This is a genomic window from Nocardioides sp. NPDC023903, assembly GCF_040639295.1.
Taxonomy (GTDB): Bacteria; Actinomycetota; Actinomycetes; order Propionibacteriales; family Nocardioidaceae; genus Nocardioides.
Window position 1 is genome coordinate 1 of sequence record NZ_JBEZZS010000055.1, and the last position, 26,678, is coordinate 26,678.

Here is a 26,678-nt window from a genome sequence, read left to right on the forward strand (position 1 = left end):
ACTAAAAACTTTTTGTGTTCTAGTGTTTCTTTTTTTAATACTTGTGATATTCCTATCACACGACCCCGGCCTACCGTCCGTCGGTTCGACGAGAGTGCACTCTCGTCGCCCACAACTGACGATTCGATCTACGTAACTGACGTCTCGGCCGACCTAAGTGACGCTTCGGCCGACGCGAGCGCCTTCTCGGCGAGGGTCAGGCGTGCAGGGTGACCGGCTTGAAGGAGGGCCGGGTGGCCTCGTACGTGGCGATGTCGTCATCGTGGGACAGCGTGATGCCGATGTCGTCGAGGCCCTCGAGGAGGCGCCAGCGGGTGTAGTCGTCGATGTCGAAGGAGTCCTCGATGGCGTCGACACCCTCGCCGGCACGAACCGTGCGCGACTCCAGGTCGACGGTGATCTGGGCGCCGGGGTTGTCGTCGAGGTAGTCCCACAGCTTCTGGACGACCTTCTCGTCGACCTTCGCCGCGAGCAGGCCGGCCTTGCCGGAGTTGCCGCGGAAGATGTCGCCGAAGCGGCTCGAGATGACCACGCGGAAGCCGTAGTCCATCAGCGCCCAGACGGCGTGCTCACGCGACGAGCCGGTGCCGAAGTCGGGGCCGGCGACGAGGACGGAGGCCCCGGCGTACGCCTCGTTGTTGAGGACGAAGGTCGGGTCGTTGCGCCAGGCGGCGAAGAGGCCGTCCTCGAAGCCGGTGCGGGTGACGCGCTTGAGGTAGACCGCGGGGATGATCTGGTCGGTGTCGACGTTGCTGCGGCGCAGCGGTACGCCGGCGCCGGTGTGGGTGGTGAACTTGTCCATGGTTCTCAGGCCTCCACGAGAGTCAGGTCGGCGGGCGAGGAGAGGGTGCCGCGTACGGCGGTGGCGGCAGCCACCTCCGGCGAGACCAGGTGGGTGCGACCGCCCTTGCCCTGGCGGCCCTCGAAGTTGCGGTTGGACGTGGAGGCCGAGCGCTCGCCGGGGGCGAGGGTGTCGGGGTTCATGCCCAGGCACATCGAGCAGCCCGCGCCGCGCCACTCGGCGCCGGCGTCGAGGAAGATCTTGTGCAGACCCTCCTCCTCGGCCTGGAGACGTACCTTGGCCGAGCCGGGGACGACCAGGAAGCGGGTGCCGTCGGCGACCTTGTGGCCCTGGATGATGTCGGCGGCCGTACGCAGGTCCTCCATGCGCCCGTTGGTGCAGGAGCCGAGGAAGACGGTGTCGATGTGCACCTCGCGCATCGGGGTGCCGGCCTCGAGACCCATGTAGGTCAGGGCCTTCTCGGCCGCGATCTTCTCGTCGGCGTCCTCGAAGTCGTCGGGGTTCGGGACGGCGGCGCCCAGCGGGACGCCCTGGCCCGGGTTGGTGCCCCAGGTGACGAACGGGGTGACCTCGGCGGCGTCGAGGACGATCTCCTTGTCGAACACGGCGTCCTCGTCGGTGACCAGGGACTTCCAGTGCGCGACGGCCTGATCCCAGTCGGCGCCCTTCGGGGCCTCGGGCTTGTCCTTGATGTAGGCGAAGGTCGTCTCGTCGGGGGCGATCATGCCGGCCTTGGCGCCCCACTCGATCGACATGTTGCAGATCGTCATCCGGGCCTCCATGGAGAGCTCGCGGATGGCCTCGCCGCGATACTCCACGATGTAGCCCTGGCCACCGCCGGTGCCGGTCTTGGAGATCAGGGTGAGGATCAGGTCCTTGGCGCTGACACCATCGGGCAGCGCGCCGTTGACCGTGACAGCCATCGTCTTCGGCTTGTCCTGCATCAGCGTCTGCGTCGCCAGCACGTGCTCGACCTCGGAGGTGCCGATGCCGAAAGCGATGGCACCGAACGCGCCGTGCGTCGAGGTGTGTGAGTCACCGCAGACGATGGTCATGCCCGGCTGGGTGAGCCCCAGCTGCGGCCCGACGACGTGCACGATCCCCTGCTCGGCGTCGCCGAGCGGGTGGAGACGTACGCCGAACTCCTCGGCGTTCTTCCGCAGCGTCTCGACCTGGGTGCGGCTGACCGGGTCGGCGATCGGCTTGTCCCAGTCAAGGGTCGGTACGTTGTGGTCCTCGGTGGCGATGGTGAGGTCCGGGCGGCGCACCTTGCGGTTGGACAGACGCAGGCCCTCGAAGGCCTGCGGACTCGTCACCTCGTGGATGAGGTGAAGGTCGATGTAAAGGAGATCGGGCTCTCCCGCGGTCGACCGGACGACATGCTCGTCCCACACCTTCTCCGACAAGGTCCTGCCCATGACACGTTCTCCATCTGGCATCTTTGGTCTGTAGTGGCCGGTGGCGGTTCGAGCGTTGAATCGCAATGTCAGATCCGCCACTTCCAGTCTGCTTCTCCGAGCGTAACGTTGCATCTCAGGTTCTGAGAAGTTAGTCTTGCGATATGGACAGTTCCAGCGGTGTGGGTGTGCTCGACAAGGCCGCCCTTGTGCTCACAGCTCTCGAATCCGGCCCGGCGACCCTTGCAGGTCTGGTGGCCGGGACGGGTCTCGCCCGTCCGACCGCACACCGTCTGGCGGTCGCCCTCGAGCACCACCGACTGGTCGCCCGCGACATGCAGGGCCGCTTCGTTCTCGGTCCGCGCCTGGCCGAGCTCTCCGCCGCCGCCGGCGAGGACCGGCTGCTGGCCACCGCCGGGCCCGTCCTGGCGCGTCTGCGCGACATCACCGGTGAGTCGGCGCAGCTGTGGCGGCGCCAGGGCGACTTCCGTGTCTGCGTCGCCGCCGCCGAGCGCCCCTCCGGTCTCCGCGACACCATCCCCGTCGGCTCGCAGCTGACGATGCGCGCCGGGTCGGCCGCTCAAATACTGATTGCGTGGGAGGACCCCGAGCGCCTCCACCGTGGCCTGCAGAACGCCGCCTTCTCCGCCGCCGCCCTGTCCGGCATCCGCCGCCGCGGCTGGGCGCAGTCGATCGGCGAGCGCGAGGCCGGCGTCGCCTCGGTGTCGGCTCCCGTCCGCTCCCCCGGCGGCAAGGTCATCGCCGCCGTCTCCGTCTCTGGCCCCCTCGAGCGCCTCACCCGCCAGCCCGGCAAGATGCACGCCCCCGCCGTCCTCGCCGCCGCCGACCGGCTCTCCGAGTCGCTGCGGCGCGCGGCTGCGGAGTAGCTGCTGTCACTCCAGCCCCAGGAATACCCGGTTGGCCGGGTATTCCTGGACTTGTCAGGTGTTTCAGTGCCCGTCAAGTCCAAGTTTCACCGGTCGACCGGGTATCCCAGCGACCTCAGCCGCAGATCTCCCGCACCGCGTCGCGCACGGCCCTGAAGTCCTCCGTACGCGTCTGGTCCTCGGACGACCCGACGATCACCGCCACGCGGTAGTCGTCGAAGAGCCGCGGCTCGGCGTCCTCGAGGTCGCCAGTGACCAGCACCACGACCCCGGCCGCGGTGCTCTCCGCGAACCGCACCGACCAGGTCGGCTGCTGGAGCCCGCCGACGCGTTCGATCGTGTCCTTCGCCTCGTCGCTCGACACGTCCTGGTCACACCTGGCCCGGCCGTTGACCAGCAGCGCGTTCTCGGCCTCGCTCCGGCTCTCCCCGGTCGCGGGCTCTGAGGGCTCTGCGGGTTCCGCGGACTCCGCGCCGCATCCGGCAAGAGCGGCGAGGAGCGGGGCGGCCACCAGCGACGTACGCCACAACTGCGGTCTCGGCCGCCGCAACTGCAGTCTCGGCATCAGAAGAGGACGCCGCTCTCCAGGCCCAGCAGCGTGGTCTTGCGGTCCAGGCCACCTGCGTAGCCGGTCAGCGAGCCGTCCGCGCCGACAACGCGGTGGCACGGGATGACGATCGGGATCGGGTTCCGGCCGTTGGCGAGCCCGACGGCGCGGGCGCCGTGGCCGGTCAGCGAGAGGCGGCCGGCGATCTGGCCGTAGGAGGCGGTCGTGCCGTACTCGATCTGCTGCAGCTGCTCCCAGACCCGCGTCTGGAACGCGGTGCCCGAGGGCGCCAGCGGGAGGTCGAAGCTCGTCCGGTCACCCTTGAAGTACTCAGCGAGCTGCCGGGCACACTCCAGCAACAGCGGATCCGAGTCGGACCGGTCCCCTAGCACCCGGCCCTTGGCATAGTCGGCCGGCATGAAGTCGATCGCGGTGATCGCGCCGTCGTGCGCGACCAGCCGGAGCTCGCCCACGGGCGAGTCGATGAGAGTCCACATCACAGTTTCTCCAAGGCGGTAAGTGAGGTCCACAGGTAGAGCAGGGCGTACGAGCGCCACGGCCGCCATGCAGCGACGTCCGCCGCGGGCGCACCGAGCACTTCCAGCGCTCGTTTGATGCCGACGTCGGTCGGCAGGAAGACATCGGGGTGGCCGAGAGCACGCAGTGCGACGTAGTCGGCGGTCCAGGGACCGACGCCGGGCAGGCCGATCAGCTGCTCGTGCACGACGTCGCGGTCGGTGCCGCGATCCAGCTGGAGCTCACCGGAGGCGAGCGCCGCGGCCAGACCGGTGACCGCACGCCCTCGCGAGCGCGGCATCGGCATGCCGGCCGGGTCGGCAGCGGCCAAGGAATCCGCGGACGGGAACAGATGGGTGAGGCCGTCGATGTCGGTCGCGATCGGGCGGCCGTGCTCGGCGACGATCCCGGCCAGCACGGTTCGGGCCCCGGCGACCGAGACCTGCTGCCCCACGATCGTACGCAGCGCCAGCTCGCCCCCGTCGACGGTGCCGGGCACCCGCAGCCCCGGCAGAGCCCGGGCCAGCGGACCGATCACCTCGTCGTCGACGAAGACGTCGCCGACCGCACGCGGGTCGCAGTCGGCGTCGACCAGCCGGCGGGCGCGCTCGACGGCGGCGGTGGTGTCGCGCAGGTCGGCGAGCTTGAAGGTCGCGTGGACGAAGCCGGTCTCGCCCTCGGGGATGTCGGCGAGCTCGAGACGCAGCGTGCCCGGGCCGTTAGGCAGGTCGAGCGTCCGGGCGAACCACCGCCGCCCGCCGTCGACCCCGGCGACCTCGACACCCGGCACCAGGTGGTCGCGCAGAAAGGAATGCAGGGCCCGCCCGGCGAACGGGGTGCGAACGGCGAGCCGCAGCGCTATCGTCCCGTCGGCCCGGCGCCGCGATCCCCGGCGCCCGCGGAGCTCGGTCGGCGAGGCCGCATAGACCTCGCGGACGGTGTCGTTGAACTGACGTACGCTCGAGAAGCCGGCCGCGAAGGCGATGTCCGCGAAGCCGAGCTCGGTGGTCTCGACCAACGTCCGGGCGGTCTGTGCGCGGCGGGCCCTGGCCAGCGCCAACGGACCGGCGCCGAGCTCGGTGGTCAGCAGCCGGGTCAGGTGGCGCGGAGAGTAGCCGACCCGGCGGGCCAGCCCCTCGACGCCTTCGCGGTCGACGACGCCGTCGGCGATCAGCCGCATCGCGCGCCCGGCCAGGGTCGCGGCGACATCCCACTCCGGGCTGCCCGGGGTGGCGTCGGGGCGGCAGCGCTTGCAGGCCCGGTAGCCGGCGGCCTGAGCCGCCGCCGCAGTCCGGTGGAAGGAGACGTTGACCAGCGCCGGGGTGCGGGCCGGGCACGAGGGCCGGCAGTAGATCCCGGTCGAGGCCACCGCCGTGTAGAAGATGCCGTCGAAGCGCCGGTCGCGCGATCGAACAGCGCGGTAGCACGATTCGAAGTCGAGTCCTGTCACGCTCGTCGTCCCATCCATGTCCACCATGTTGCCGCGTTCGGAAAGAAATTACGCGCGGTTTTCGGACAGTGCCTTCCTCATGGTTTCACAATGCCGTTACCTGAAGCAGCAACCTCTCGGCTCACTGGCGCGTACAACCTGTGTGGGCTGCACACGCAGTCGGTCTGCTCACGCGGACCAGCGAGGGAGGGTGATGAGGACCGAAACGAGGTCGGGGACACGTACGGTCGTGCTCACCGTCGTGGTCACGATGCTGTTCCTGGCGGTCGGCACCGGGATCGGCACCTGGGCGTTCTACGACCACCTCAACCGCAACCTCGGCTCCGGTGGCGACATCCACCACCTCGTCGACGAGCCGAAGAGCGAGGACGAGGGGCCCAAGCAGCCGCTCAACATCTTGATCCTGGGCACCGACGGACGTGACTGCAAAGGCTGCTCGATCGACGGCGAGGGTGGCTCGGGCGGCTCCGACAGCACGATCCTGCTGCACGTCTCCGCCGACCGGACCTCGGCCTACGGCGTCTCGATCCCACGCGACGCGCTCGTCGACCGGCCGGAGTGCACCGCCCCTGATGGCACCACGATCCCCGAGGCGAGCGGCGTGATGTGGAACGAGGCCTACTCCCTGGGTGGCCCGATCTGCACCGCCCGCCAAACCGAGCTGCTCACCGGAATCCCGATCGACCACTACCTCGCGCTCGACTTCGCCGGGTTCCGCGGGATGGTCGACGCCGTCGGCGGCGTCACGATCTGCATCCCGGAAGCGATCGACGACGAGGAGCACAACATCTTCCTGCCCGCCGGCACCCACAACCTGCGCGGCAAGCAGGCCCTCGACTACGTACGCAACCGCTCCTCGACCCCCAATGCCGACCTGGGTCGGATGCGGCGTCAGCAGTACTTCCTCACCGCCCTCGCCACCAAGGTCCTCTCCGCCGGCACCCTGACCCGCCCGCGCCGGCTGGCCGCGTTCGCGACCGAGCTCTCGAAGTCGATCACAACCGACATCGGCTCCGTCGCCGGGCTGGCCGACCTGGCCGGCGAGATGCGCGACCTGGATCCGTCGAGCATCGAGTTCGAGACCGTGCCCAACCGGGCCTACCCCGCCGGCGACCCCAACTGGGGCCGTCTCGAGATCCTCCCTGCGGCTGACCAGCTGTGGGAGCGGATGCGCGAGGACCGTCCGCTCCACGATGCGACAGCCTCCGCCGCCCCCTCGCCGACGACCACGGCCACACCGGAGAATCCCGAGGTCAGCGCCTCACCGGACGAGGTCCCGGCCGACTCCGTGAGCCCCGAGCAGCAGGAGAAGGACGCCGCCGACAACGGCCTGTGCTCACCCGCCTGAATGTGATGTGATCCACTCTGGTCATGACCTACACCACGGTTCCCGTCGGGGTCGGTGCCCTCACCTTCGATCAGGTAGTCGCCGTCGCCCGTCACAACGCTCCCATCACCCTCACCGACGAGTCGCTGACCGCGATGGCCACGAGCCGCGAGCTCATCGAGTCGCTGGCTCATGACACCCGGCCCCACTACGGCATCTCGACCGGTTTCGGCGCCCTGGCCAACACCTCGATCCCGCCCGAGCACCGCGCCCAGCTTCAGGCCTCGCTGGTCCGCTCGCACGCGGCCTCCTCGGGCGCCGAGATCGAGAAGGAGGTCGTACGCGGCCTCATGCTGCTGCGTCTCTCGACCCTCGCCACGGGGCGGACCGGCGTGCGCCCCGAGGTCGCCCAGACCTACGCCGCGCTCCTGAACGCCCAGGTCACCCCGGTGATCGGTGAGTACGGTTCGCTCGGCTGCTCCGGCGACCTGGCCCCGCTGGCCCACTGCGCGCTCGCGGCGATGGGTGAAGGCGACGTACGCAACGCCGACGGCGACCTAGTCGCCGGCGCCGACGCGCTGGCAGCCGCCGGGATCACGCCGGTGCAGCTGCGCGAGAAAGAGGGGCTGGCGCTGATCAACGGCACCGACGGGATGCTGGCGATGCTCGTCCTGGCGCTCGCCGATCTCGACGATCTGGTGGCCACCGCAGACATCGCCGGAGCGCTCAGCATCGAGGGGCTCCAGGGCACCGACAGCGTCTTCGCCGAGGACCTCCAGGCCCTGCGCCCGCACGCAGGCCAGGCGACCTCGGCGGCCAACATCCGTGCCGTCCTCGCGGGCAGCGGCATCGTCGCCGACCATCGCGGCACCGGGTTCACCCGCGTGCAGGACGCCTACTCGCTGCGCTGCGCACCCCAGGTCCACGGCGCGGTGCGCGACACCATGGCCCACGCCGCCCGGGTGGCCGAGACCGAGCTCGCCAGCGCGGTCGACAACCCGGTTGTCACGCTCGACGGCCGTGTCGAGTCCAACGGCAACTTCCACGGCGCGCCGATCGGCTACGTACTCGACTTCCTGGCCATCGCCACCGCCGACCTCGCCTCGATCTCCGAGCGCCGCACCGACCGCTTCCTCGACAAGTCCCGCAACCACGGGTTGCCGCCGTTCCTGGCTCACGACCCCGGGGTCGACTCCGGGCACATGATCGCGCAGTACACGCAGGCCGGGATCGTCTCCGACCTCAAGCGCCTCGCCGTCCCGGCATCGGTCGACTCCATCCCGACCTCCGCGATGCAGGAGGACCACGTCTCGATGGGCTGGAACGCCGCCCGCAAGCTCCGCCGCGCGATCTCCGGTGCGCAGCAGGTCGTGGCCATCGAGATCCTCACCGCCGCCCGGGCGATCGACATGCGCGCCCCCGAGCGTCCCGGCCCGGTGGGCGCCGCGCTGGTCGAGGAGATCCGCAAGCTGGTTCCTGCCCCCGGCCCGGACCGGTTCCTGTCCCCGGACATCAAGGCGGTCGTCGGGCTCGTCGCCGACGGCACCCTTCTTTCGCGTGCGCGCTCGCTCGCTTCAGTGATGTGATGAGCGACATGAGCGAACCACGCACTGTCCGCGCACCGCACGGACCCGAGATCACCGCCAAGAACTGGCAGACCGAGGCCGCCAAGCGCATGCTGATGAACAACCTCGACCCGGACGTGGCCGAGCGCCCCGACGACCTGGTCGTCTACGGCGGCACCGGCCGCGCCGCGCGCTCCTGGGAGGCGTACGACGCCATCGTCCGCACCCTCGACGAGCTCGAGGCCGACGAGACCCTGCTGGTGCAGTCCGGCAAGCCGGTCGGCGTCTTCCGCACCCACGAGTGGGCGCCCCGGGTCCTGATCGCCAACTCCAACCTCGTCGGCGACTGGGCGACCTGGCCCGAGTTTCGGCGGCTGGAGTCGCTCGGCCTGACCATGTACGGCCAGATGACCGCCGGCTCGTGGATCTACATCGGCACCCAGGGCATCCTGCAGGGCACCTACGAGTGCTTCGCCGCCATCGCCCGCAAGCGGTTCGGCGGCACCTTGGCCGGCACCGTGACGCTGACCGGCGGCGCCGGCGGCATGGGTGGCGCCCAGCCGCTCGCGGTCACGCTCAACGAGGGCGTCGTGATCGTCGTCGACGTCGACGCGGCCCGTCTCCAGCGCCGTGTCGACCACGGCTACATGGACACCGTCGCGACGTCGCTCGACGACGCGCTGGCCCAGGCCGAAGAGGCCAAGAAGTCGCGTACGCCGCGCTCCATCGGCCTCGTCGGCAACTGTGCCGCGGTCTTCCCGGAGATCCTGTCGCGCGAGGTCGAGATCGACATCGTCACCGACCAGACCTCGGCGCACGACCCGCTCTCCTACCTCCCGCTGGAGTACACGGTCGAGGAGTGGGCCGCGCGGGCCGCGGAGGACCCGGACGACTTCACCGAGAAGGCGCAGGCCTCGATGGCCAAGCACGTCGAGGCGATGGTCGGCTTCATGGGCCGTGATGCCGAGGTGTTCGACTACGGCAACTCGCTGCGCGAGGGTGCCCGCCTGGGCGGGTTCGCGAACGCCTTCGCCTTCCCCGGGTTCGTCCCCGCCTACATCCGACCGCTCTTCGAGGAGGGCCTCGGCCCGTTCCGGTGGGCGGCGCTCTCGGGTGACCCCGAGGACATCGCCAAGACCGACCGGGCGATCGTCGACCTCTTCCCCGAGAACGAGGGCCTCAAGCGCTGGATCACCCAGGCGGGCGAGAAGGTGCACTTCGAGGGCCTGCCGGCGCGGATCTGCTGGCTCGGCTACAAGGAGCGTCACCTCGCCGGGCTGAAGTTCAACGAGATGGTCGCCTCCGGAGAGCTCTCGGCGCCGGTCGTCATCGGTCGCGACCACCTCGACTCCGGCTCCGTGGCCTCGCCCTACCGCGAGACCGAGGCGATGAAGGACGGGTCCGACGCGATCGCCGACTGGCCGCTGCTCAACGCGCTGCTCAACACCGCCTCCGGCGCGAGCTGGGTCAGCATCCACCACGGCGGCGGTGTCGGCATCGGCCGCTCCATCCACGCCGGCCAGGTCTGCGTCGCCGACGGCACTCCGCTCGCCGCGGAGAAGATCGAGCGGGTCCTGACCAACGACCCCGGCACGGGCGTCATGCGTCACGTCGACGCCGGCTACGAGCACGCGCGTGATGTCGCTCGTGAGCGGGGCCTCAACGTCCCGATGCTCGACGCCTGAGCCTCGCAGACGACTGTGTTGGTCTCGACACGCTCGGCCGTAGCCGGCCTCACGGCTCGACCAGCGGCGGCCCCGCTGGTCGAGCCGCCGGAGCCGCTAGGCGGAGGCGTGTCGAGACCAACACAGCTCCTTCTCTGAACGACCTGAACCAAGGATCTGAATGACACTCGACGTCGTCACCCTGCTCAACGAGATCGCCGGAATCGGCCGCGATCCCGTACGCGGCGGCTACTCCCGCCATGTCTACGAGCCGGCCGAGCTGGAGCTGCGAGAGTGGTTCCGGCGTACGTCCGCAGAGCTCGGCCTCGACGTCGAGACCGACCACAACGGCAACATCTGGGCCCACTGGGGTCCGCGCGGGGACGGGGCGATCGCGATCGGCTCCCACCTCGACTCGGTGCCGGGCGGGGGTGCCTACGACGGCCCGCTCGGGGTCGCCTCCTCCCTGGCTGCGGTCTCGGCGCTGATGGAGGAGGGCTTCGTGCCTGCTCGGCCGGTGACGATCGCCGCGTTCGGGGAGGAGGAGGGCTCGCGGTTCGGCATCGCGTGCCTGGGCTCGAAGCTGATGACCGGTGCGCTTCCCGGCGCGACGGTGGCGGCGCTCACCGACGACGCCGGGGTGACGTACGCCGATGCCTGCCGCGCCGACGGGATCGACCCGGCCGGGCTCGGTCGCGACGAGGAGCGGCTGGCGAGCCTGTCGGCGTTCGTCGAGCTCCATGTGGAGCAGGGCATCGGGCTCGCCGATCTGGACGCACAGGTCGCGGTGGCCTCCTCGATCCTGGCCCACGGCCGCTGGAAGCTGGTCTTCTCCGGTGAGGGCAACCACGCCGGCGCGACCCGGATGCGCGACCGGCGCGACCCGGTCGCCGCGATGGCAGCCGCGGTCCTGGCCGCCCAGCGCATCGCGTCGGCCCACGACGGGACCGACTCCGCCCGGGCCACGATCGGCCGCCTCACGCCCATCCCCGGCGGCACCAACGTCATCGCCTCCCGGGTGGATGCCTGGCTCGACGTACGCGGCGACACCGACCCGCAGACCCGAGCCCTGCTCGAGGAGATCCTGACGGCCTCGCACGCGGCCGCCAAAGAGCACGGTTGCACCCTCGAGGTGACTGAAGAGTCCTACGTCTCCACGGTCCATTTCGATCCTGACCTGCAACAACGCCTGGTCGGCGCGCTGGGCGGAGTGCCCGTGCTCGCCACCGGCGCCGGCCACGACGCCGGCATCCTGGCCGCCGAGATCCCCACCGCGATGCTCTTCACCCGCAACCCCACCGGCGTCTCCCACTCCCCGTACGAGACCGCCACCGACGACGACTGCCGCGCCGGGGCGAGGGCGCTGACCGAGGTCGTGCGGCTGCTGGCGAGCGAGCCCCGCGGATGACCCGGATCCATGCCGAGCGGGCGCTGGTCGAGGACCGCGAGCTCACCGACGTCGTGATCGAGGTCGCCGACGGCCGGATCACTGCGATCACCCCGAGCGAGAGCGCGGAGACCGCCGACCTCCGCCTCGGCACCGTGCTCGCCGGTTCCGGCAACGCCCACTCCCACGCGTTCCACCGCGCGCTGCGCGGCCGTACGCACGACCAGGGAGGTGACTTCTGGCGCTGGCGCGAGCAGATGTACGCCGTCGCCGACCGCCTCACCCCCGACTGCTACGAGCGCCTGGCCGAGGCCGTCTTCGCCGAGATGCTGGTGACCGGCTGGACCACCGTCGCGGAGTTCCACTACATCCACCACCGCCCCGACGGGACGCCCTACGAGGACCCCAACGCGTTCGGCACAGCACTCACCAGGGCCGCGAGCAGCGTCGGCATCCGGCTGACGCTTCTCGACACCCTCTATCTGACCAGCGCCCCGGGCAAGCCGCTCCTCCCCGAGCAGAGCCGCTTCGGAGACGGCACCGCGGAGGCCTGGCTCGAGCGTTGGCAGCGGCTCCATCAGACGCACGCCGTCGGCGCGGCCATCCACTCGATCCGCGCCGTCTCCCCCGACGACATCGCGCTCGTCGCCGAGCGGCTGCCCGCCGACGTGCCCCTCCACGTCCACGTCTCCGAGCAGCCGGCGGAGAACGAGCAGTCGTTCGCGGCGTACGGACGGACGCCCGTCCAGGTCCTCGCCGACGCCGGTGCCCTCTCCCCACGCACCTGGCTGGTCCACGCCACGCATCTGACCGACGCCGACATCGCCCTCATCGCGGACAGCGGCGCCGGGGTGGTGATGTGCCCGACCACCGAGGCCGACCTCGGCGACGGCATCGGACCCGCCCGAGAGCTGGCCGACGCCGGCGTGCGGATCGCGCTCGGCTCCGACCAGAACGCCGTCATCGACCCCTGGCTCGAGGTACGCGGCCTGGAAGCCGGCGAGCGACTCCGCAGCCGACAGCGCGGACGCTTCTCCCCCGCCGACCTCGAATCCGCCCGCGCCGACGCCGGCTACGCCGCCTCCGGTCTCCCGGGCGGCCTCCGCATCGGAGCCTGCGCCGACCTGGTGGAGCTCGACCCCGGTTCCGTACGCACCGCCGGGGCCACCCTCGACCAGCTCGCCCTGGTGGCGACCGCCAGCGACGTACGTCGCGTCGTGGTCGGCGGGCGGGTGGTGGCTGAAGACGGTCGCCTGGCCGACGGTCGCGACCCGGCCACCATGTTCACGCAAGCCTTGAAGGAGCTGGGATGAGCCTGTTGCTGACCAACATCGGCGAGCTGACCACGCACACCGATCACCACGGCACCCTCCACGACGCCGCCGTGGTGATCGAGGACGGCCGCATCGCCTGGATCGGCGCCGCCGACCGGGCCCCGGCAGCCGACACTCAGGACGACCTCGGCGGTCGCGCGGTGCTCCCGGGCTGGGTCGACTCCCACACCCACCTGGTCTCGACGGGCGACCGCGCCGACGAGTTCATCGACCGGATGGCCGGCCGGCCCTACGAGGCCGGCGGGATCATGCGTACCGTCGAAGCCACCCGCGCCGCCACCGACAACGACCTCCGTGCGCGGGCGCGCTGGCTGCGCGAGGAGGCCTACCGCGGCGGCACGACGACGATCGAAGCCAAGACCGGCTACGGCCTCGACGTCGAGACCGAGCAGCGCCTGGCCCGGATCAGTGCCGAGCACGCCGAGATGGTCACCTACCTCGGCGCTCACGTCGTCCCCGCGGGCGTGGACCGTCGCGCCTACATCGACCTCGTGACCGGCCCGATGCTGGCGGCCGTCGCGCCCTACGCGACCTACATCGACGTCTTCTGCGAGCAGGGCGCCTTCGACGTCGAGGAGTCCCGCGAGATCCTCGAAGCCGGCCGCGCAGCCGGCCTCGGCATCAAGCTCCATGGCAACCAGCTCGGCGAGTCCGGCGGCGTACAGCTGGCCGTCGAGATGGGCGCGACGAGCGTCGACCACTGCAACCACCTGAGCCCGGCAGACATCGACGCACTCGCCGGGTCGAACACCGTCGCCACGCTCCTTCCCGCCTGTGACCTCTCCACCCGCGAGCCCTTTCCCCCGGCGCGCGAGCTGGTCGACGCCGGCGCCACGATCGCGATCGCCTCCAACTGCAACCCCGGCTCGTCGTTCACGACCTCGATGGGGTTCTGCGTCGCCACCGCCGTACTCCAGCAGCGCCTGACCTTCGAGGAGGCCCTCTGGGCAGCGACGGTCGGCGGCGCCACCGCGCTCGGCCTCGACGGCTCGGCGGGACGGATCAGCGAAGGTGGCCGCGCCGATCTGCAGGCTCTCGATGCCCCCTCCGCCAAGCACCTGGCCTACCGCCCCGGTGTCCCCCTCACCTACAAGGTCTGGAGCGGCGGCAACCCGATCTGACTCACCCGCGCCGCTTGCCGATCACGACCAGGTAGCGGCACGGCTCGTCGGTCGGGTTGACGAAGACGCAGTCGGCAGGCGGCCCCAGCTGCAGGCAGTCACCCGCGTCGAGCTCGTGGACGAGGTCGCCCTCGACGAACCTCAGGTGCCCCGAGAGCACCCAGATCTGCTGCTCCTTGAAGTGGTACGCCGAGGCGGGCGAGGCCACCGAGGCACCGGCCGGGAACTCCACCTCGACCAGCTCCAGGATCCCGCGCGCGGGCGGCGAGACGGCGCGGCGTACGTAGCCGGTCTCGGGGTCCGTCCACTCGGTCTGCTCCGAGCGTCGGGCCACCCGGACCGCGTCCCCCTCGGCTCGCGCGATCAGCTCCGACAGGGTCAGCTCCAGCGCCCCGGAGAGCCGGGTCAGCAGGACAGCGGTCGGCTGTGCCTCGCCTCGCTCGATCTTCGAGATCATCGCCCGGGAGACCCCGGACGCCTCCGCGAGACCCGCGACGGTCATCCCGAGCGACTCCCGCGCCGACCTGATGTTGGACGCAAGGGCCTCACCAAACTTGTCACTATCGTCTGCCACAAGACTACTATAGGAGACATGCCTCCTGCCTGGACCATCCGCCACGCAACGCCCGCGGATGCGGCCGCCTGCGCGGCGATCTACGAGCCGTACGTCCGCGACACCGTCATCTCCTTCGAGACCGAGCCGCCGACGGCCGAGGAGATGGCACGCCGCATCGAGTCGTCCCTGGCCGAGCACGCCTGGCTCGTCCTGGAGACCGAGGGCGAGAGCGGGCCGGAGGTGCTCGGCTACGCGTACGCCACCCAGCACCGCACCCGCGCCGCCTACCGCTGGGCCTGCGACGTGTCGATCTACCTCGACCGGGACCGGCGGGGCAACGGAGCCGGCAAGGCCCTGTACGCAGCCCTGTTCCCACACCTGAAGGAGCGCGGCTTCCACCGCGCGCTCGCCGGGATCGCCATCCCCAACGAGGCGAGCGTCGGGATCCACCGCTCCTTCGGCTTCACCGAGGTGGGGACGTACAGAAGGATCGGCTGGAAGTTCGACGCCTGGCACGACGTCACCTGGATGCAGCTCGACTTGGCCCCGGAGAACCAAGAAGCCCCGAGTCAGTGACTCGGGGCTTCCCGTGCGTTGTACCCCCGACCGGATTTGAACCGGCGTTACCGCCGTGAGAGGGCGACGTCCTAGGCCGCTAGACGACGGGGGCTTGCACCTCCTGCGATGACCTTTCGGCCCCGCAGGCAGCAGAAATATTACCGGATGCCTCTCCGAAACCGTGCATCGGCGTCGCCTCAGCCGAGCTGCTTCCTCAGCACTGACCGGGCGCGGTGATACCGACTCCGCACCGTCCCCTCGCGCCGGCCGAGCAGCTCGGCGGTCTCGACGAGCGTGAGGCCCTCCCAGTGCACCAAGCGCACGATCTCGCGATCGATCGGCTTGAGGCCGTCGATCGCCGCACGGAGGTCCAGCACACGGACATCCGCCGAAGGCGCGACCCCGCCACTCGATCCGAGCTCCGCACGCAACCTGTCCGCGAGCCCGGACCGACGCAGGCTCGTACGTCGGTGGCCCCGAAGCACGTTGCGCGCAACCCCGAAGGCCCACATCCGAGCGGCCCGATCGTCATCAGGAATCGCATCGGCTCTGCGCCACAGCACCAGCAGCGTCTCCCCCAACAGGTCTGCCGCATCCTCGGAGGGCACCACTCGACGTACGAAGTACGCCAACAGCTCCGGCGACATGGCAGCGAGCCACTCCTCGATCCCGCCCCGCTGCATTCCCGGCCTGACCGTCTGCTCGGCGGTCACTCGACGCCCGCACAGCTCGTGCCGTAACCGGCCATCACCGGCCCCGTCCCCGAGGCGGACGGGGCGTCGATGTCAGGCAAGACGTTGCGCAGCTCGCTCAGGAAACGGTCGCTAAGGACACGAGAGTCATCGGTCGCCGCGTCACTCAGGTCATCGGTCCACGAGCTCCAGTCCTTGGCGCGGACGTACGCCGCCACCCGCTCGATCTCGTCATTGTCGAGCCCGCGGAACTCGAGGAAGAGCTGACACTTGCGTTGCTCTCCATTCCCCCAGTCGGCGACAAACTCGATCGGCTCATAGACACGCTGCTTCCCCGGCTCCAGTGTCATGAAAGGCGGCACGCTCATCATCCACGAATCCGTGGTCATGCCAGCGCTGAGCGCCAGAACACCGACGGCGGCCCCGCCAATGACGAACGGCTTTCGAAACCGCCTCCGCCGGACCCTGGATGCTTCCGAACCTCCCAGGTCGGCGTGAACGAGTGCCGTGGCGAGATCCTGCGCAAGCGCATCCGCCCTTGACCGCGGCCGCGGCGCCGCCGCGCTCAGCAGATGGTCGAGCTCATCGTCGTACATCGGGTCCTCCAGCAGTCGGGTGGTGTCGACCGCTACCTGACCGCTCATGCCCGAAACGTTGCAGCGGGTTCCGCGCCGGATCCTGCCGCATCCCGAGCAGAGAAATGGCGAAGAGCCCCGAGTCAGTGACTCGGGGCTCTTCCTGCGTTGTACCCCCGACCGGATTTGAACCGGCGTTACCGCCGTGAGAGGGCGACGTCCTAGGCCGCTAGACGACGGGGGCTTGCAGCGGGTGAAACCTTAGCGAACCGCTTTGGTGACTCCCAAATCCTCCGGAGAGGATCCGCTGGGCTACTAGGACTCGAACCTAGAATAACTGGACCAGAACCAGTCGTGTTGCCAATTACACCATAGCCCATCGTCTTGATTGCCTTAGCCTGAGAGGCCGCCAACAAGAGCGATCTGGCCCTCGGGATTTCTCCCTCGAACCGAGAGGAAACATTACCGGCGAGGGCCCCAGGCTACGAAATCGGCACGCCCGCTGGGCCCAGATCACGGGCTCTTCGTCGTGGTCGACAGGCCCGCCGACCGCGCGGCCCACACGGTCAGGGCCAGGAAGACGCCCGACTGGACCAGGGTGACCGGGATCCGCCACCACGACCCCTCGGTGGTGTTGAGCACCGTCGAGATGTCGCCGAAGGCCACGGCCATGCCCAGGCTGACGAAGTTGTTGAGGACATGCATCGCGATGCCCGCCTCGATGCCGCCGGTGGCGATGACGCAGATGCCGGCGACGATGCCGAAGGCGAACCGGTCCAGGAACAGCGGCAGGTCCTGGGACCCGTGGGCGAAGGCGAACAGCAGCGCGGTGATCGTCACCGAGACCGTACGCGCGCCCAGCATCCCGCCGGAGAGCGAACCGAAGGTCTGGAAGATGTAGCCGCGGAAGAGGTACTCCTCCCCCGCGGCCTGCAGCGGGGTGAGCAGAACGATGACGAGCACGAAGTCGCGCATCGTGCTCGTGTAGGGATTGAGCGTGCTGGGGCCGAGGTCGTCGCCGGGGATCGGCAGCCGGGAGGCGATGATGACGGTGACCACCATCGTGATCGCCGCGATCCCGAGGCACTGCAGCAGCCACGGCCAGCGGATCCGTCGCTCGACCGAGGCCAGCCACCCGGGCCGCAGCCCGTGCAGCGCCCAGCACAGCAGCATCGCCGCCGGGATCGCCCCGGCCAGCGAGAGCAGCAGGAACGCCAGCGACTCCGGCGTGACGTTCTCCACGTCGGAGACGTTGCCCATCCCCGTGGCAACGTTGTCGCCGGTGAGCAGGAAGAAGAGCTCGAACCCGGCCAGCACGACCGCCGGAGAGACGAAGAAGACGCACAGTCCGATCAGGATGAGTCCGATCAGGGGTCGCCCCCAGCCACTGCGCCCGCTGCGCTGGACCTGGTAGTACGCCAATCCCGAGGGCGGCTCCATGACCGTGCTCATCCTGCCCGTCCTGCCACGTTCAGCTCCTCCCGAGAACCGCCTTCAGGCGCCCCAGCGTACGCTCCCGACCGAGCAGCTCCATGGATTCGAACAGTGGCGGGCTGATCCGCTTGCCGGTCACCGCGACGCGCACCGGGCCGTACGCCTTGCGTGGCTTGAGCCCGAGGCCGTCGATCAGGGCCGCGGTCAGCGCGTCCTGGATCTCGGCCGTCGACCACGTGTGGAGCCCCGCGAGAGAGTCGCGCGAGGCCCGGACGACACCCAGACCCTCCTCGTCGAGCAGCTTGGCGGCGTCCTCCTCGTCGAGCGCGAAGTCGGCCTCCGCGACGAAGAGGAACCGCAGCATGTCGGAGGCCTCGCCGAGCTTGTTGATTCGCTCCGCGACCAGCGGCATCGCCTGCTCGAGCATCTGCGCATCGGCATCCGAGACCGGATCCGACACGATCCCGTCGGCCTTGAGGTAGGGAATCACCCGGTGGGTGATGTCCTCGACCGGCAGCAGCCGCATGTGGGAGGCGTTGATCGCCTCCGCCTTCTTGACGTCGAAGCGGGCCGGGTTCTTGACCACGTCGTGGATCTCGAAGGCCTCGACCATCTCCTCCATGGTGAAGATGTCGCGGTCGGCCGCGATCGCCCAGCCGAGCAGCGCCACGTAGTTGAGCAGCCCCTCGGGCAGGAACCCCTCCTCGCGGTACTTCAGCGCGTGCGCCTCCGGGTCGCGCTTGGAGAGCTTCTTGTTGCCCTGGCCCATGACGTAGGGCAGGTGGCCGAACTCCGGGGCACGGTCGGCCAGGCCGACCTCGACGAACGCGTCGAAGAGCGCGATCTGCCGAGGGGTCGAGGACAGCAGGTCCTCACCGCGGAAGACGTGGGTGATGTTCATCGTGGCGTCGTCGACCGGCGCCGTGAGCGTGTAGAGCGGGTCGCCGTTGGCACGCGCGAGCGCGTAGTCGGGGACGTGCTTGGTCTCGAAGGTCACCTCGCCGCGGACGAGGTCGTTGAAGGTGATCGAGCCGTCGGGCATGCGGAAGCGCGGGACCGAGGAACGGCCCTCCGCCTCGTACGCCTTGATCTGGTCCTCGCTCAGGTCGCGGCAGTGGTTGTCGTAACCCTGGGCCGGGGCCTCACCCTTGACGCCCTCGGCCTTCGCGGCCTTGTAGGCGGCCAGGCGCTCCTCGTAGCGGGCGGTGGTCTCCTCGCCGGTGCAGTAGCACTCGTAGACGTGGGAGGAGGCGCGCAGCCGGCCGAGCGCGTCGGCGTAGATCTCCGAGCGCTCCGACTGACGGTAGGGGCCGTAGGGGCCGCCGACCTCGACGCCCTCGTCCCAGTCGAGGCCGAGCCAGCGCATCAGGTCGATGAGCCCGTCGTAGGACTCCTGGGTGTTGCGCGCCTTGTCGGTGTCCTCGATGCGGAAGACGAAGGTGCCACCGTGGTGGCGGGCGAAGGCCCAGTTGAACAGGGCGGTACGGACCAGGCCGACGTGGGGCGAGCCGGTCGGCGAGGGCGCCATCCGGACTCGGTAGTCCTTCGGCTCGAGTGTGCCGGTCAATCCAATGTCAGTCAACGCTGTGCCACCTTGTTGGTCAGAGCTCCGAGCCCCTCGACGAAGATCTCGATCTCGTCGCCGGGCTCCATGGGGCCGACACCCTCAGGGGTGCCGGTGAGGATCACATCGCCCGGCAGCAGCGTCATGACGCTGCTGATGTGGGCGATCAGCTTCGGGATGTCGTGGACGAGGTCCTTCGTGGACCCGTCCTGGACGACGTCCCCGTTGAGGAATGTCTGGATGCGTACGCCGGCAGCGAGCTGCTCCGGCTCGACGTCGGTCTCGATCCAGGGACCGAGCGGGCAGAAGGTGTCGTAGCCCTTCGCCTGGGAGAAGTGCTTGAGCCGCCGCTGGACGTCGCGCGCGGTGACGTCGTTGGCGACCGTCATCCCGTAGATGACGTCCTTCACCTTCTCCACCGGGACGTCGCGACAGATCCGGCCGATCACGATCGCGAGCTCACCCTCGAAGTGGAGGTCCTCGACGTTGCTCGGTCGCTGGATCGCGTCACCGGGGCCGCAGACCGCGGTGTTGGGCTTGATGAAGAAGAGCGGCTCCTGCGGCACCTCGTTGCCGAGCTCGGCCGCGTGCTTGGCGTAGTTGCGGGCGACCGCGACCACCTTGCTGCGCGGGATCACCGGCGCGAGCAGCTTGACGTCTTCGAACTTGTGGACCTGGTCGGTGATGTTGACACCCGAGAACAGCGGGTCGCCCTGGAGCGCGACGACGGTCGCGTCCTCGCTGAGCTGGCCGTAGCCGTCGAGGTCCCCCATGACGACGCCGAACTGGGGCTCGCCACCCTTGGTCGTGAATCTGGCGATGCGCACATGCTGAGCCTATCCGGACCCGTCGCCACGATTCACTTCACTATGCGCCGCCTTCGTAGGCTTGTACGTCGTGGAGGTGCTGTCGCGTTCGGAGTGGACCGCTCGCGCGGCCGCTCACCGCTCGCGCCTGGCGCCCTATGTCGAGCCGCATCTCGCCCGCCGCGGCGCCCGGGTCAAGCACCCGGTCAACGACTTCCTCTTCACCTACTACTCCTACCGGCCCGCTCAGCTGCTGCGCTGGCACCCGGGGTTCGGGGTTCGACTGTCGGATTCTGCGGAGTATTCGTCGTTGCGCGGTTATGCCGACGGCACCGTCTCCCGCGACTTCCTCGCCGACAAGCGCCTGCTCGTCGAGACCCTCCTGAAGCTGCTGCGCGCCACCGCCTCCCGAGAGGCCAACTTCGGCTGCTTCGGCCTCCACGAGTGGGCGATGGTCTACCGGTTGACCCCGGAGCAGGTACGCCACGCCGACTGGCCGCTGCGCCTCGGGACCACCGGCACCGACCGCGTGGTCGAGTCCCACCGCATCGCCTGCAGCCACTTCGACGCGTACCGCTTCTTCACTCCGCCGGCGGCGCCGCTCAACACCCTCTCGCCGCGATCCGACGACCGAGCCGCCTTCGAGCAGCCGGGCTGCCTGCACGGCAACATGGACCTCTACAAGCACGCCTTCCGGCTCTCCCCGCTGGTCTCCTCCGACCTCATCGCCGACTGCTTCGAGCTCGCCTGGGACATCCGCACGATGGACATGAAGGCCGCTCCGTACGACCTCGCGGAGCTCGACCTGGACCCGATCCGCATCGAGACGGCCGCCGGAAAACAGGAGTACGCCGCCGCCCAGCGCACCTTCGCCGAGCGGGCCGCTCCGCTCCGCGAGCGGCTCATCAGCGAGTGCGAACGGCTCATCGACGCGTAACGGACGTCACACACAGTGCGAGCGTGCTCCCGCCGTGACCTCGAAGGACGGGTTACGTTAAGCCCACAATGGCCATCCTCCCCCACCCCCGAAAAGCTGCCGCCTCGATCGCCACCACGGTCGGCGCCGCCGCGGGGAACGTCGCGCACTCGCTGCTCTACGGCGGGCTCGCCGACATCCGGCCGATGCCGCGTACGTTGATCGACGACGGCAATCGACGCGAGCTCTACCACTACCGGCCCGTGGCGGGGACGACGCCGGAGGGCGACCCGGTGCTGCTGGTGACGCCGCTGGCGGCGCCGGCGATCTGCTACGACCTGCGGCGCGGATGCTCGGTCGTCGAGCACCTGGTGGAGACGAACCGGCCGACCTATCTGGTCGAGTACGGCGAGGTGAACTTCGCCGACCGCAGCCTCGGCATCGAGCACTGGATCGCGCACGTCGTGCCGGAGGCGATCCGGTCGGTCTCCGAGCACGCGGGCGGGCGGCCGGTGCACGTGGTCGGCTGGTCGCTGGGCGGGATCTTCACGATGCTCGCCGCCGCCGACGCCCCCGACCTCCCGATCGCCTCGCTGGCGGTGCTCGGCTCGCCGTGCGACGTACGTCAGGTGCCGCTGATCGCGCCGCTGCGGCCGCTGCTCAACCTGCCGCCGGGCAACCTGGTCACCACGGCCTACCAGGCCTTCGGGGGTGCTCCGAAGCCGCTGGTCAGGTGGGCTTTTCAGATCTCCTCGGTCGACAAGATGTTCACCAAGCCGGTCGCGAAGCTGTCCAACCTGGCCGACCGCGAGTTCCTCGCCCAGCTCGAGGCGGTCGACCGGTTCACCGACAACATCATCGCCTACCCGGGGCGTACGTTCGGGCAGCTCTACCACCACTTCTTCCGCACCAACGCGCTGTTCAGCGGGCAGATCGACCTCAGCGACGATCACTCCGTCTACCTGCGCGACGTCAAGCAACCCACGCTCGTCGTCGCCGGCGCCAACGACGGCATCGGTCCCGTCGCCTCGGTCCGGCCGCTGGTCGACCTGCTCACCGGAGCCGAGGAGCTCCGGTTCGAGATCGTCCCCGGCGGCCATCTCGGACTGCTCACCGGCCGCGCCGCCCGGGACAGCACCTGGCCGCTCCTCGACGAGTGGTTCTCCCAGCACGACTGAGCCGGACCGTCTGAGTGTCGGTGGCGGGTGGCAGGGTGTGCGCCATGCCGAACCCACCCGCCGAGGCGACCGACGAGCACTTCCGCAACGAGGACTGGTACGCAGCCGACCTCACCGGCGCTCGGTTCGTCGACTGTGTCTTCACCGATGTCGACCTGACCGAGGCGACGACGTCGGCGGCGCTCTTCGAGAACTGCACGTTCCACGGCGGCCGGTTCAACGCCTCGACCCACGTCGGCACGGCGTTCGTCGGGTGTGACTTCCGGCGTACGAACTTCTTCGACTCGACGTTCGAGGGCTGCAAGCTCAGCGGGAGCGAGTTCTCGAACTGCACCCTGCGGCCGCTGAAGGTGACCGGCGGCATCTGGCGCGGTGTCTCGCTGCGCGGCGCGAACCTCGCCCGGCTCGATCTCTCCAGCCTGGACCTGCGCGACGCCGACCTCTCACTGGCCGACCTCACCGACGCGGTCCTGCGAGACACCCGACTGGACGGAGCCACGCTCCAGGAGACGACGCTGCACGGTGCCGACCTCCGCGGCGCCGGACTCGACCGCGTCGACCTCACCGCCGCGTCGCTGCGCGGCACGAAGCTGGACCTCGCCGGCGCCGTGATGCTCGCCGAACTGCACGGCGCGGAGGTCGAGACGGCGTGACCACCGATAGGTTGTTCGCCATGTCTCGTGGAGCGATTCGCATCACGTTGGTCGCTGTCATCGCCGGCCTGCTGCTGGTCCCCGGTTCCGCGCGTGCGTGCGCGTGCGGGGCGGCGTACGTCCCGGAGGGGCACACCGTCGAGGCCGGGGAGGAGATCGCGTTCCTGAGCTGGGCGGAGGAGGGCGAGCGGGAGCGGCTCGAGATGCTGCTCGGGATCACCACGGAGACGCCCGACCTCGCGGTCCTGGTGCCGACGCCGACGGTCCCGGACGTGACCCAGGGAGACTCGGAGCGGTTCGACGAGCTGACGCGGCTCACGACTCCGCCGCCAGAGAAGGACTGGTCGCTCTTCGACGAGGACGGTGCCGGGGCGCCGCCCGGAGCCGCGCCGGACGTCATCTCGCGGACGGTGCTCGAGGATGTCGTCGCGACCGTCATCGAGGGCGGGGACGCGAGCGGGGTGGCGACCTGGCTGCGTACGAACGGGTATGCGGCCAAGCCCGAGCTCGAACCGGTCATCGCTGACTATCTCGAGGACGGCTGGCGGTTCACGGCGGTCAAGATGCGCGGCGACAAGCCGTTCGATGGGTACGCCGACCCGATCGTGCTCACCTTCGACACCGCGACTCTCGTCTATCCGATGCGGCTCAGCTCGGTCGCCGACGACCTCGGCGAGGTCACGGTCTTCACCCTCGACCGTACGTTCCGGTCGCCGCTCGCCGCCTGGACCACCTCGGATGAGCCCGAGGCCGCGGTGGAGCTGGTCGAGGACGGGGTTCACGACGACGTACTCGACAACCTGGTCGAGCGGGGCGAGAACCGGCTGACCAAGTGGACGTTCTCGATCGAGGACCCGGCATCGCTGACAAGCGACCTCGAGCTCGCCCGGGAGCCGGAGATCGCGGAGACCTTCGCGCCGACAGCGACCGAGTCCGCGCGAGACGCCGAACGGAACCTCTCCCCGTGGGTGGCCGTGCTCAGCGGAGCGCTCGGCCTCGTCGTCGGGGCCGCGGCGGTCCTGCTGCTGCGCAGGCGCCGATCCTCAGCGGTCGGCTGAGGCCTCACGTACGGCCTTGGCCAGCGAGATGCCGGCGGCGATCAGGCCCAGACCGGTGACGAAGTCGTCGGTGTCGCGTACGTCGTCCTCGATTGCGCCCGCGGCAGCGGCCTGGAGGTGGGTCTGCTCGTCGACGGCGTGGCCGTAGACGAAGTGGAGCAGGGTGCGGGCGGCGACGGGGGCGAGATCGCCGAGGCCGCCGTCGTTCAGCGCCGCGACGAGATCGTCGTGGGGCTGGGTCGCGCCCAGCCCGAAGGCCCAGACGGTGGCGACGACCTCGGCACCGTCGCGGTAGGCCAGCAGCGAGTCGCGCAGGTCGGTGCAGATGCCGGTGACGCGTACGTCCCACGCTCCCGACGGCTCGTGCCGACCGCGGAGCAGGATCTCGTCGGCCACCGCGGCCAGCAGGGACTGCTTGTTGTCGAAGTGGTGGTAGAGCGCGCTGGGGCGTACGCCGAGCTCGGTGCCGAGCCGACGCATCGTCAGATCGGCGAGACCGTAGTCGTCGAGGACCTGCAGCGCGCGGGCGACGACGTCCTCACGGCGGTATCGCATGTTGCTCCCAGGGGCCGGGTGGTGGGACGAAGTGGACGAAGACGTACGTCGACCTTAACCTGAACACCGTTCACCTGACCAAGGTTCAGGTCTGAGTACGCAGGAGCGAGTATGACCGAGTCCCCCACCAGCGCGACGTCGACCCCGGAGGCCGACGAGTCGAAGCCGGCCCGTTTCACGACCACCGACATCGCCCTGATCGCGGCGTTCACCGGGCTGATCTGCGCCTCCACCCTGGTCGGCGACATCCCGACCGGCACCGCCGTGCCGATCACCCTGCAGACCTTCGCGGTCGCGCTCTCGGGGGCGCTGCTCGGTCCGGTGCGCGGGTTCCTGGCCGTCGCCCTCTACCTGCTGCTCGGCGGCATCGGGCTGCCGGTCTACGCCGACCACACCTCGGGCTTCGCGAAGTTCGCCGGGATCTCCGGCGGCTACCTGATCTCGTTCCCGCTGATGGCGGCGCTGGTCGGCTTCCTGGTCAAGTACGTCGCCGGACCTGCCCGCACCCGGGCGGTCGTGGTGTTCCTGTGCTCGATCGCCGGCTCGATCCTGATCGTCCACCCCCTCGGCATCGCGGGGATGATGATCTACTCCGGCGAGCCGCTGAGCACCGTGTGGAAGTGGGACCTGCCGTTCTGGTTCGGCGACCTGGTCAAGACCGGGCTCGTGGCGATCGTCGCGGCCGAGGTGCACCGAGCCTTCCCGAACCTGCTGCGCCGATGATCGAGCTCGATGCCGCTGCGGTCGCTCTCCCCGAGGACGAGGGCGGCCGGGTGCTGCTCTCCCCCACCTCGCTGACGCTCACCGAGCGCCGGGTCGCGATCATCGGCGGTAACGGCTCCGGGAAGTCGACGCTCGCCCGGCTGCTGAACGGCCTGGTGTCACCGACCTCTGGCCGCGTCCTGGTCGACGACCTCGACGTCGCCCGCAAGGGCAAGGAGGTACGCCGCCGGGTCGGCTTCTGCTTCACCGACCCGGCCGCGCAGCTGGTCATGCCGACCTGCGTCGAGGACGTCGAGCTGTCGCTGCGGCGGCTGGTGCGATCCTCGTCGGAGCGGCGGGCTCGGGCTCTCGAGGTTCTGGCGCGGTTCGGGCTGGAGGGTCTGGCCACGCAGTCGGTGCACACGTTGTCCGGCGGGCAGCGGCAGCTGCTCGCCCTGGCCGGGGTGCTCGCCGCGGAGCCGTCGATCGTCGTCGCCGACGAGCCCACCACCCTGCTCGACCTGGCCAACACCCGGCTGGTCGCCGAGGCGCTCTTCGGGCTCTCGCAGCAGCTCGTTCTGGTCACCCACGACCTCGACCTCGCCGCGCGGTGCGACCGGGCGCTGGTCGTCGCCGAAGGGGCGGTCACCTTCGACGGACCGGCCCCCGACGCCGTCGCTCACTACACCCAGTCGGTGAACGCGTGAGCTACCTCCTCGGCGCCTATCTGCCCGGCGACAGCCTCCTGCACCGCGCTCCCGCCGGCGCGAAACTGCTCGGGCTGCTGGTGTTCAGCACCCTGCTCGTGGTGCTCCACGGGCTGGTCGCCACCGGTGTGCTCTTCGCGATCGCGGTGGCGGTCACGCTCATCGCCCGGCTGCCGATGCGGCAGGTGGGGCGGGCGGCCCGCGGCGTACTCCTCATCGCGCTCGTCCTCTCCGCGCTCCAGGGCTACGCCCACGGATGGCCGCGCGCGGTCGAGGCCGGCGTCGACCTGCTCTCCCTCGCGCTCGGCGGCCTCATCCTCACCGCCACGACCGAGGTCAACGCGATGCTCGACCTGTTCACCCGGCTCATCACGCCGCTGAAGCCGATCGGCGTCAACCCGGACGGGGTCGCGCTCGTGATCGGCCTGGCCATCACCAGCATCCCGGCGAGTATCGCCCTGCTCCTCGAGACCCGCGACGCGGCTCGCGCTCGCGGGATCCGGCACCCGAGGGCGTACCTCTCGCCCTTCGTCATCCGCGTCGTCGCCCGCGCCCACGAGACCGGCGACGCCCTCAAGGCCCGCGGCCTCGGCGACTGACGACCCTCGCCGAATCTGTAGTTCTGTCGGTCGCAGCCGCTGGGCGACTCGCTGGTCGTGGTCGGTGGCGAGGGCATCTGGAACGTGCACGTCCACGTCGACGACGTCGGCGCCGCCATCGAGGCCGG

The 26,678-nt window shown here is 69.9% G+C and carries 28 protein-coding genes and 3 tRNA genes; 16 read left to right on the plus strand and 15 right to left on the minus strand.

Features of this window, described 5'->3' with window-relative positions; translation table 11 throughout:
- Positions 1 to 196: 196 nt before the first annotated feature.
- Positions 197 to 802 carry a 3-isopropylmalate dehydratase small subunit gene (leuD, locus tag AB0F44_RS28890; protein ID WP_357360633.1) on the minus strand — a complete coding sequence of 202 codons (606 nt, stop codon included), beginning with the start codon at positions 800 to 802 and terminating at the stop codon, positions 197 to 199.
- Positions 803 to 807: 5 nt separating this feature from the next.
- Positions 808 to 2,220, minus strand: coding sequence for a 3-isopropylmalate dehydratase large subunit (gene leuC / locus AB0F44_RS28895; RefSeq protein ID WP_357360635.1), 1,413 nt, complete (start codon positions 2,218 to 2,220; stop codon positions 808 to 810).
- 143 nt (positions 2,221 to 2,363) lie between these two features.
- Here leuC and AB0F44_RS28900 point away from each other — a divergent pair, with 143 nt between their 5' ends.
- Complete coding sequence (locus AB0F44_RS28900) at positions 2,364 to 3,086, plus strand: IclR family transcriptional regulator (protein ID WP_008358359.1); 723 nt, start codon at positions 2,364 to 2,366, stop codon at positions 3,084 to 3,086.
- Between the two features lie 115 nt (positions 3,087 to 3,201).
- On the opposite strand, the gene AB0F44_RS28905 is transcribed toward AB0F44_RS28900, so the two are convergent.
- The 3 genes from AB0F44_RS28905 to AB0F44_RS28915 are packed head-to-tail and all read right to left on the minus strand — an operon-like array spanning position 3,202 to position 5,617.
- Positions 3,202 to 3,651, minus strand: coding sequence for a hypothetical protein (locus AB0F44_RS28905; RefSeq protein WP_357360637.1), 450 nt, complete (start codon positions 3,649 to 3,651; stop codon positions 3,202 to 3,204).
- Positions 3,651 to 4,130, minus strand: coding sequence for a methylated-DNA--[protein]-cysteine S-methyltransferase (locus AB0F44_RS28910; protein WP_357360639.1), 480 nt, complete (start codon positions 4,128 to 4,130; stop codon positions 3,651 to 3,653). The genes AB0F44_RS28905 and AB0F44_RS28910 overlap by 1 nt, the downstream gene beginning before the upstream one ends.
- Complete coding sequence (locus AB0F44_RS28915; RefSeq protein WP_350663783.1) at positions 4,130 to 5,617, minus strand: Ada metal-binding domain-containing protein; 1,488 nt, start codon at positions 5,615 to 5,617, stop codon at positions 4,130 to 4,132. The genes AB0F44_RS28910 and AB0F44_RS28915 overlap by 1 nt, the downstream gene beginning before the upstream one ends.
- Before the next feature lie 175 nt (positions 5,618 to 5,792).
- Between AB0F44_RS28915 and AB0F44_RS28920 the strand changes: the two genes are divergently transcribed.
- The 6 genes from AB0F44_RS28920 (at position 5,793) to hutI (ending at position 13,997) form a co-directional block, all read left to right on the plus strand.
- Positions 5,793 to 6,947, plus strand: a complete 1,155-nt coding sequence (locus AB0F44_RS28920) for an LCP family protein (protein ID WP_357360641.1) — start codon at positions 5,793 to 5,795, stop codon at positions 6,945 to 6,947.
- Positions 6,948 to 6,970: 23 nt separating this feature from the next.
- Positions 6,971 to 8,512, plus strand: a complete 1,542-nt coding sequence (gene hutH / locus AB0F44_RS28925; protein ID WP_357360643.1) for a histidine ammonia-lyase — start codon at positions 6,971 to 6,973, stop codon at positions 8,510 to 8,512.
- An 8-nt stretch (positions 8,513 to 8,520) separates the two neighbouring features.
- Entirely contained in the window at positions 8,521 to 10,176 is a 1,656-nt protein-coding gene (gene hutU, locus AB0F44_RS28930; RefSeq protein WP_357360645.1) for a urocanate hydratase, read from the plus strand.
- 160 nt (positions 10,177 to 10,336) lie between these two features.
- Positions 10,337 to 11,563, plus strand: a complete 1,227-nt coding sequence (locus AB0F44_RS28935) for an allantoate amidohydrolase (RefSeq protein ID WP_357360647.1) — start codon at positions 10,337 to 10,339, stop codon at positions 11,561 to 11,563.
- Positions 11,560 to 12,855, plus strand: coding sequence for a formimidoylglutamate deiminase (locus AB0F44_RS28940; protein WP_357360649.1), 1,296 nt, complete (start codon positions 11,560 to 11,562; stop codon positions 12,853 to 12,855). Before AB0F44_RS28935 ends, AB0F44_RS28940 begins: the two co-directional genes overlap by 4 nt.
- Positions 12,852 to 13,997 (plus strand): imidazolonepropionase, encoded by a 1,146-nt coding sequence (gene hutI / locus AB0F44_RS28945; RefSeq protein ID WP_357360651.1) that lies wholly within the window; start codon positions 12,852 to 12,854, stop codon positions 13,995 to 13,997. Before AB0F44_RS28940 ends, hutI begins: the two co-directional genes overlap by 4 nt.
- Position 13,998: 1 nt before the next feature.
- Here the strand turns inward: hutI and AB0F44_RS28950 are convergent, their stop codons facing one another.
- Positions 13,999 to 14,571, minus strand: coding sequence for a helix-turn-helix domain-containing protein (locus tag AB0F44_RS28950; protein ID WP_141803670.1), 573 nt, complete (start codon positions 14,569 to 14,571; stop codon positions 13,999 to 14,001).
- A gap of 18 nt (positions 14,572 to 14,589) precedes the next feature.
- On the opposite strand from AB0F44_RS28950, the gene AB0F44_RS28955 reads away from it, so the two are divergent.
- Entirely contained in the window at positions 14,590 to 15,129 is a 540-nt protein-coding gene (locus AB0F44_RS28955) for an arsinothricin resistance N-acetyltransferase ArsN1 family B (protein ID WP_357360653.1), read from the plus strand.
- A gap of 21 nt (positions 15,130 to 15,150) precedes the next feature.
- On the opposite strand, the gene AB0F44_RS28960 is transcribed toward AB0F44_RS28955, so the two are convergent.
- The 8 genes from AB0F44_RS28960 to AB0F44_RS28995 all read right to left on the minus strand — a co-directional run bounded on the left by AB0F44_RS28960 (position 15,151) and on the right by AB0F44_RS28995 (position 20,203).
- Positions 15,151 to 15,223 (minus strand) — tRNA-Glu (locus AB0F44_RS28960).
- Between the two features lie 85 nt (positions 15,224 to 15,308).
- Positions 15,309 to 15,824, minus strand: coding sequence for a sigma-70 family RNA polymerase sigma factor (locus tag AB0F44_RS28965; RefSeq protein WP_357360655.1), 516 nt, complete (start codon positions 15,822 to 15,824; stop codon positions 15,309 to 15,311).
- Positions 15,821 to 16,447: a hypothetical protein gene (locus AB0F44_RS28970; RefSeq protein ID WP_357360657.1), complete on the minus strand. Its 627-nt coding sequence runs from the start codon at positions 16,445 to 16,447 to the stop codon at positions 15,821 to 15,823. Before AB0F44_RS28970 ends, AB0F44_RS28965 begins: the two co-directional genes overlap by 4 nt.
- A gap of 102 nt (positions 16,448 to 16,549) precedes the next feature.
- Positions 16,550 to 16,622, minus strand: a tRNA-Glu gene (locus AB0F44_RS28975).
- A 63-nt stretch (positions 16,623 to 16,685) separates the two neighbouring features.
- A tRNA-Gln gene (locus AB0F44_RS28980) sits at positions 16,686 to 16,757 on the minus strand.
- A gap of 134 nt (positions 16,758 to 16,891) precedes the next feature.
- On the minus strand, positions 16,892 to 17,830 hold the full coding sequence (locus AB0F44_RS28985; protein ID WP_357360659.1) for a CPBP family intramembrane glutamic endopeptidase: 939 nt from the start codon (positions 17,828 to 17,830) through the stop codon (positions 16,892 to 16,894).
- Between the two features lie 19 nt (positions 17,831 to 17,849).
- Positions 17,850 to 19,340: a glutamate--tRNA ligase gene (gltX, locus tag AB0F44_RS28990; RefSeq protein ID WP_357360673.1), complete on the minus strand. Its 1,491-nt coding sequence runs from the start codon at positions 19,338 to 19,340 to the stop codon at positions 17,850 to 17,852.
- Positions 19,341 to 19,390: 50 nt separating this feature from the next.
- Positions 19,391 to 20,203, minus strand: coding sequence for a fumarylacetoacetate hydrolase family protein (locus tag AB0F44_RS28995; protein WP_357360661.1), 813 nt, complete (start codon positions 20,201 to 20,203; stop codon positions 19,391 to 19,393).
- Positions 20,204 to 20,273: 70 nt separating this feature from the next.
- On the opposite strand from AB0F44_RS28995, the gene AB0F44_RS29000 reads away from it, so the two are divergent.
- From AB0F44_RS29000 to AB0F44_RS29015, 4 genes are all read left to right on the plus strand, one after another.
- Positions 20,274 to 21,119 (plus strand): 3-methyladenine DNA glycosylase, encoded by an 846-nt coding sequence (locus tag AB0F44_RS29000; protein ID WP_357360663.1) that lies wholly within the window; start codon positions 20,274 to 20,276, stop codon positions 21,117 to 21,119.
- Between the two features lie 68 nt (positions 21,120 to 21,187).
- Complete coding sequence (locus AB0F44_RS29005; protein WP_357360665.1) at positions 21,188 to 22,276, plus strand: alpha/beta fold hydrolase; 1,089 nt, start codon at positions 21,188 to 21,190, stop codon at positions 22,274 to 22,276.
- Between the two features lie 44 nt (positions 22,277 to 22,320).
- Positions 22,321 to 22,929 (plus strand): pentapeptide repeat-containing protein, encoded by a 609-nt coding sequence (locus AB0F44_RS29010; RefSeq protein WP_357360666.1) that lies wholly within the window; start codon positions 22,321 to 22,323, stop codon positions 22,927 to 22,929.
- Between the two features lie 20 nt (positions 22,930 to 22,949).
- Positions 22,950 to 23,987: a DUF2330 domain-containing protein gene (locus AB0F44_RS29015; RefSeq protein ID WP_357360668.1), complete on the plus strand. Its 1,038-nt coding sequence runs from the start codon at positions 22,950 to 22,952 to the stop codon at positions 23,985 to 23,987.
- Here the strand turns inward: AB0F44_RS29015 and AB0F44_RS29020 are convergent.
- Positions 23,973 to 24,542 (minus strand): TetR/AcrR family transcriptional regulator C-terminal domain-containing protein, encoded by a 570-nt coding sequence (locus tag AB0F44_RS29020; protein ID WP_357360670.1) that lies wholly within the window; start codon positions 24,540 to 24,542, stop codon positions 23,973 to 23,975. The genes AB0F44_RS29015 and AB0F44_RS29020 overlap by 15 nt on opposite strands.
- Before the next feature lie 111 nt (positions 24,543 to 24,653).
- On the opposite strand from AB0F44_RS29020, the gene AB0F44_RS29025 reads away from it, so the two are divergent.
- The 4 genes from AB0F44_RS29025 to AB0F44_RS29040 all read left to right on the plus strand — a co-directional run.
- On the plus strand, positions 24,654 to 25,265 hold the full coding sequence (locus tag AB0F44_RS29025) for a biotin transporter BioY (protein WP_350663818.1): 612 nt from the start codon (positions 24,654 to 24,656) through the stop codon (positions 25,263 to 25,265).
- Complete coding sequence (locus tag AB0F44_RS29030) at positions 25,262 to 25,951, plus strand: ABC transporter ATP-binding protein (RefSeq protein ID WP_357360671.1); 690 nt, start codon at positions 25,262 to 25,264, stop codon at positions 25,949 to 25,951. The genes AB0F44_RS29025 and AB0F44_RS29030 overlap by 4 nt, the downstream gene beginning before the upstream one ends.
- Positions 25,948 to 26,550 carry an energy-coupling factor transporter transmembrane protein EcfT gene (locus AB0F44_RS29035; RefSeq protein WP_350663822.1) on the plus strand — a complete coding sequence of 201 codons (603 nt, stop codon included), beginning with the start codon at positions 25,948 to 25,950 and terminating at the stop codon, positions 26,548 to 26,550. The genes AB0F44_RS29030 and AB0F44_RS29035 overlap by 4 nt, the downstream gene beginning before the upstream one ends.
- Before the next feature lie 39 nt (positions 26,551 to 26,589).
- On the plus strand, positions 26,590 to 26,678 hold an 89-nt coding region (locus AB0F44_RS29040), incomplete at its 3' end, for a hypothetical protein (RefSeq protein ID WP_357360675.1).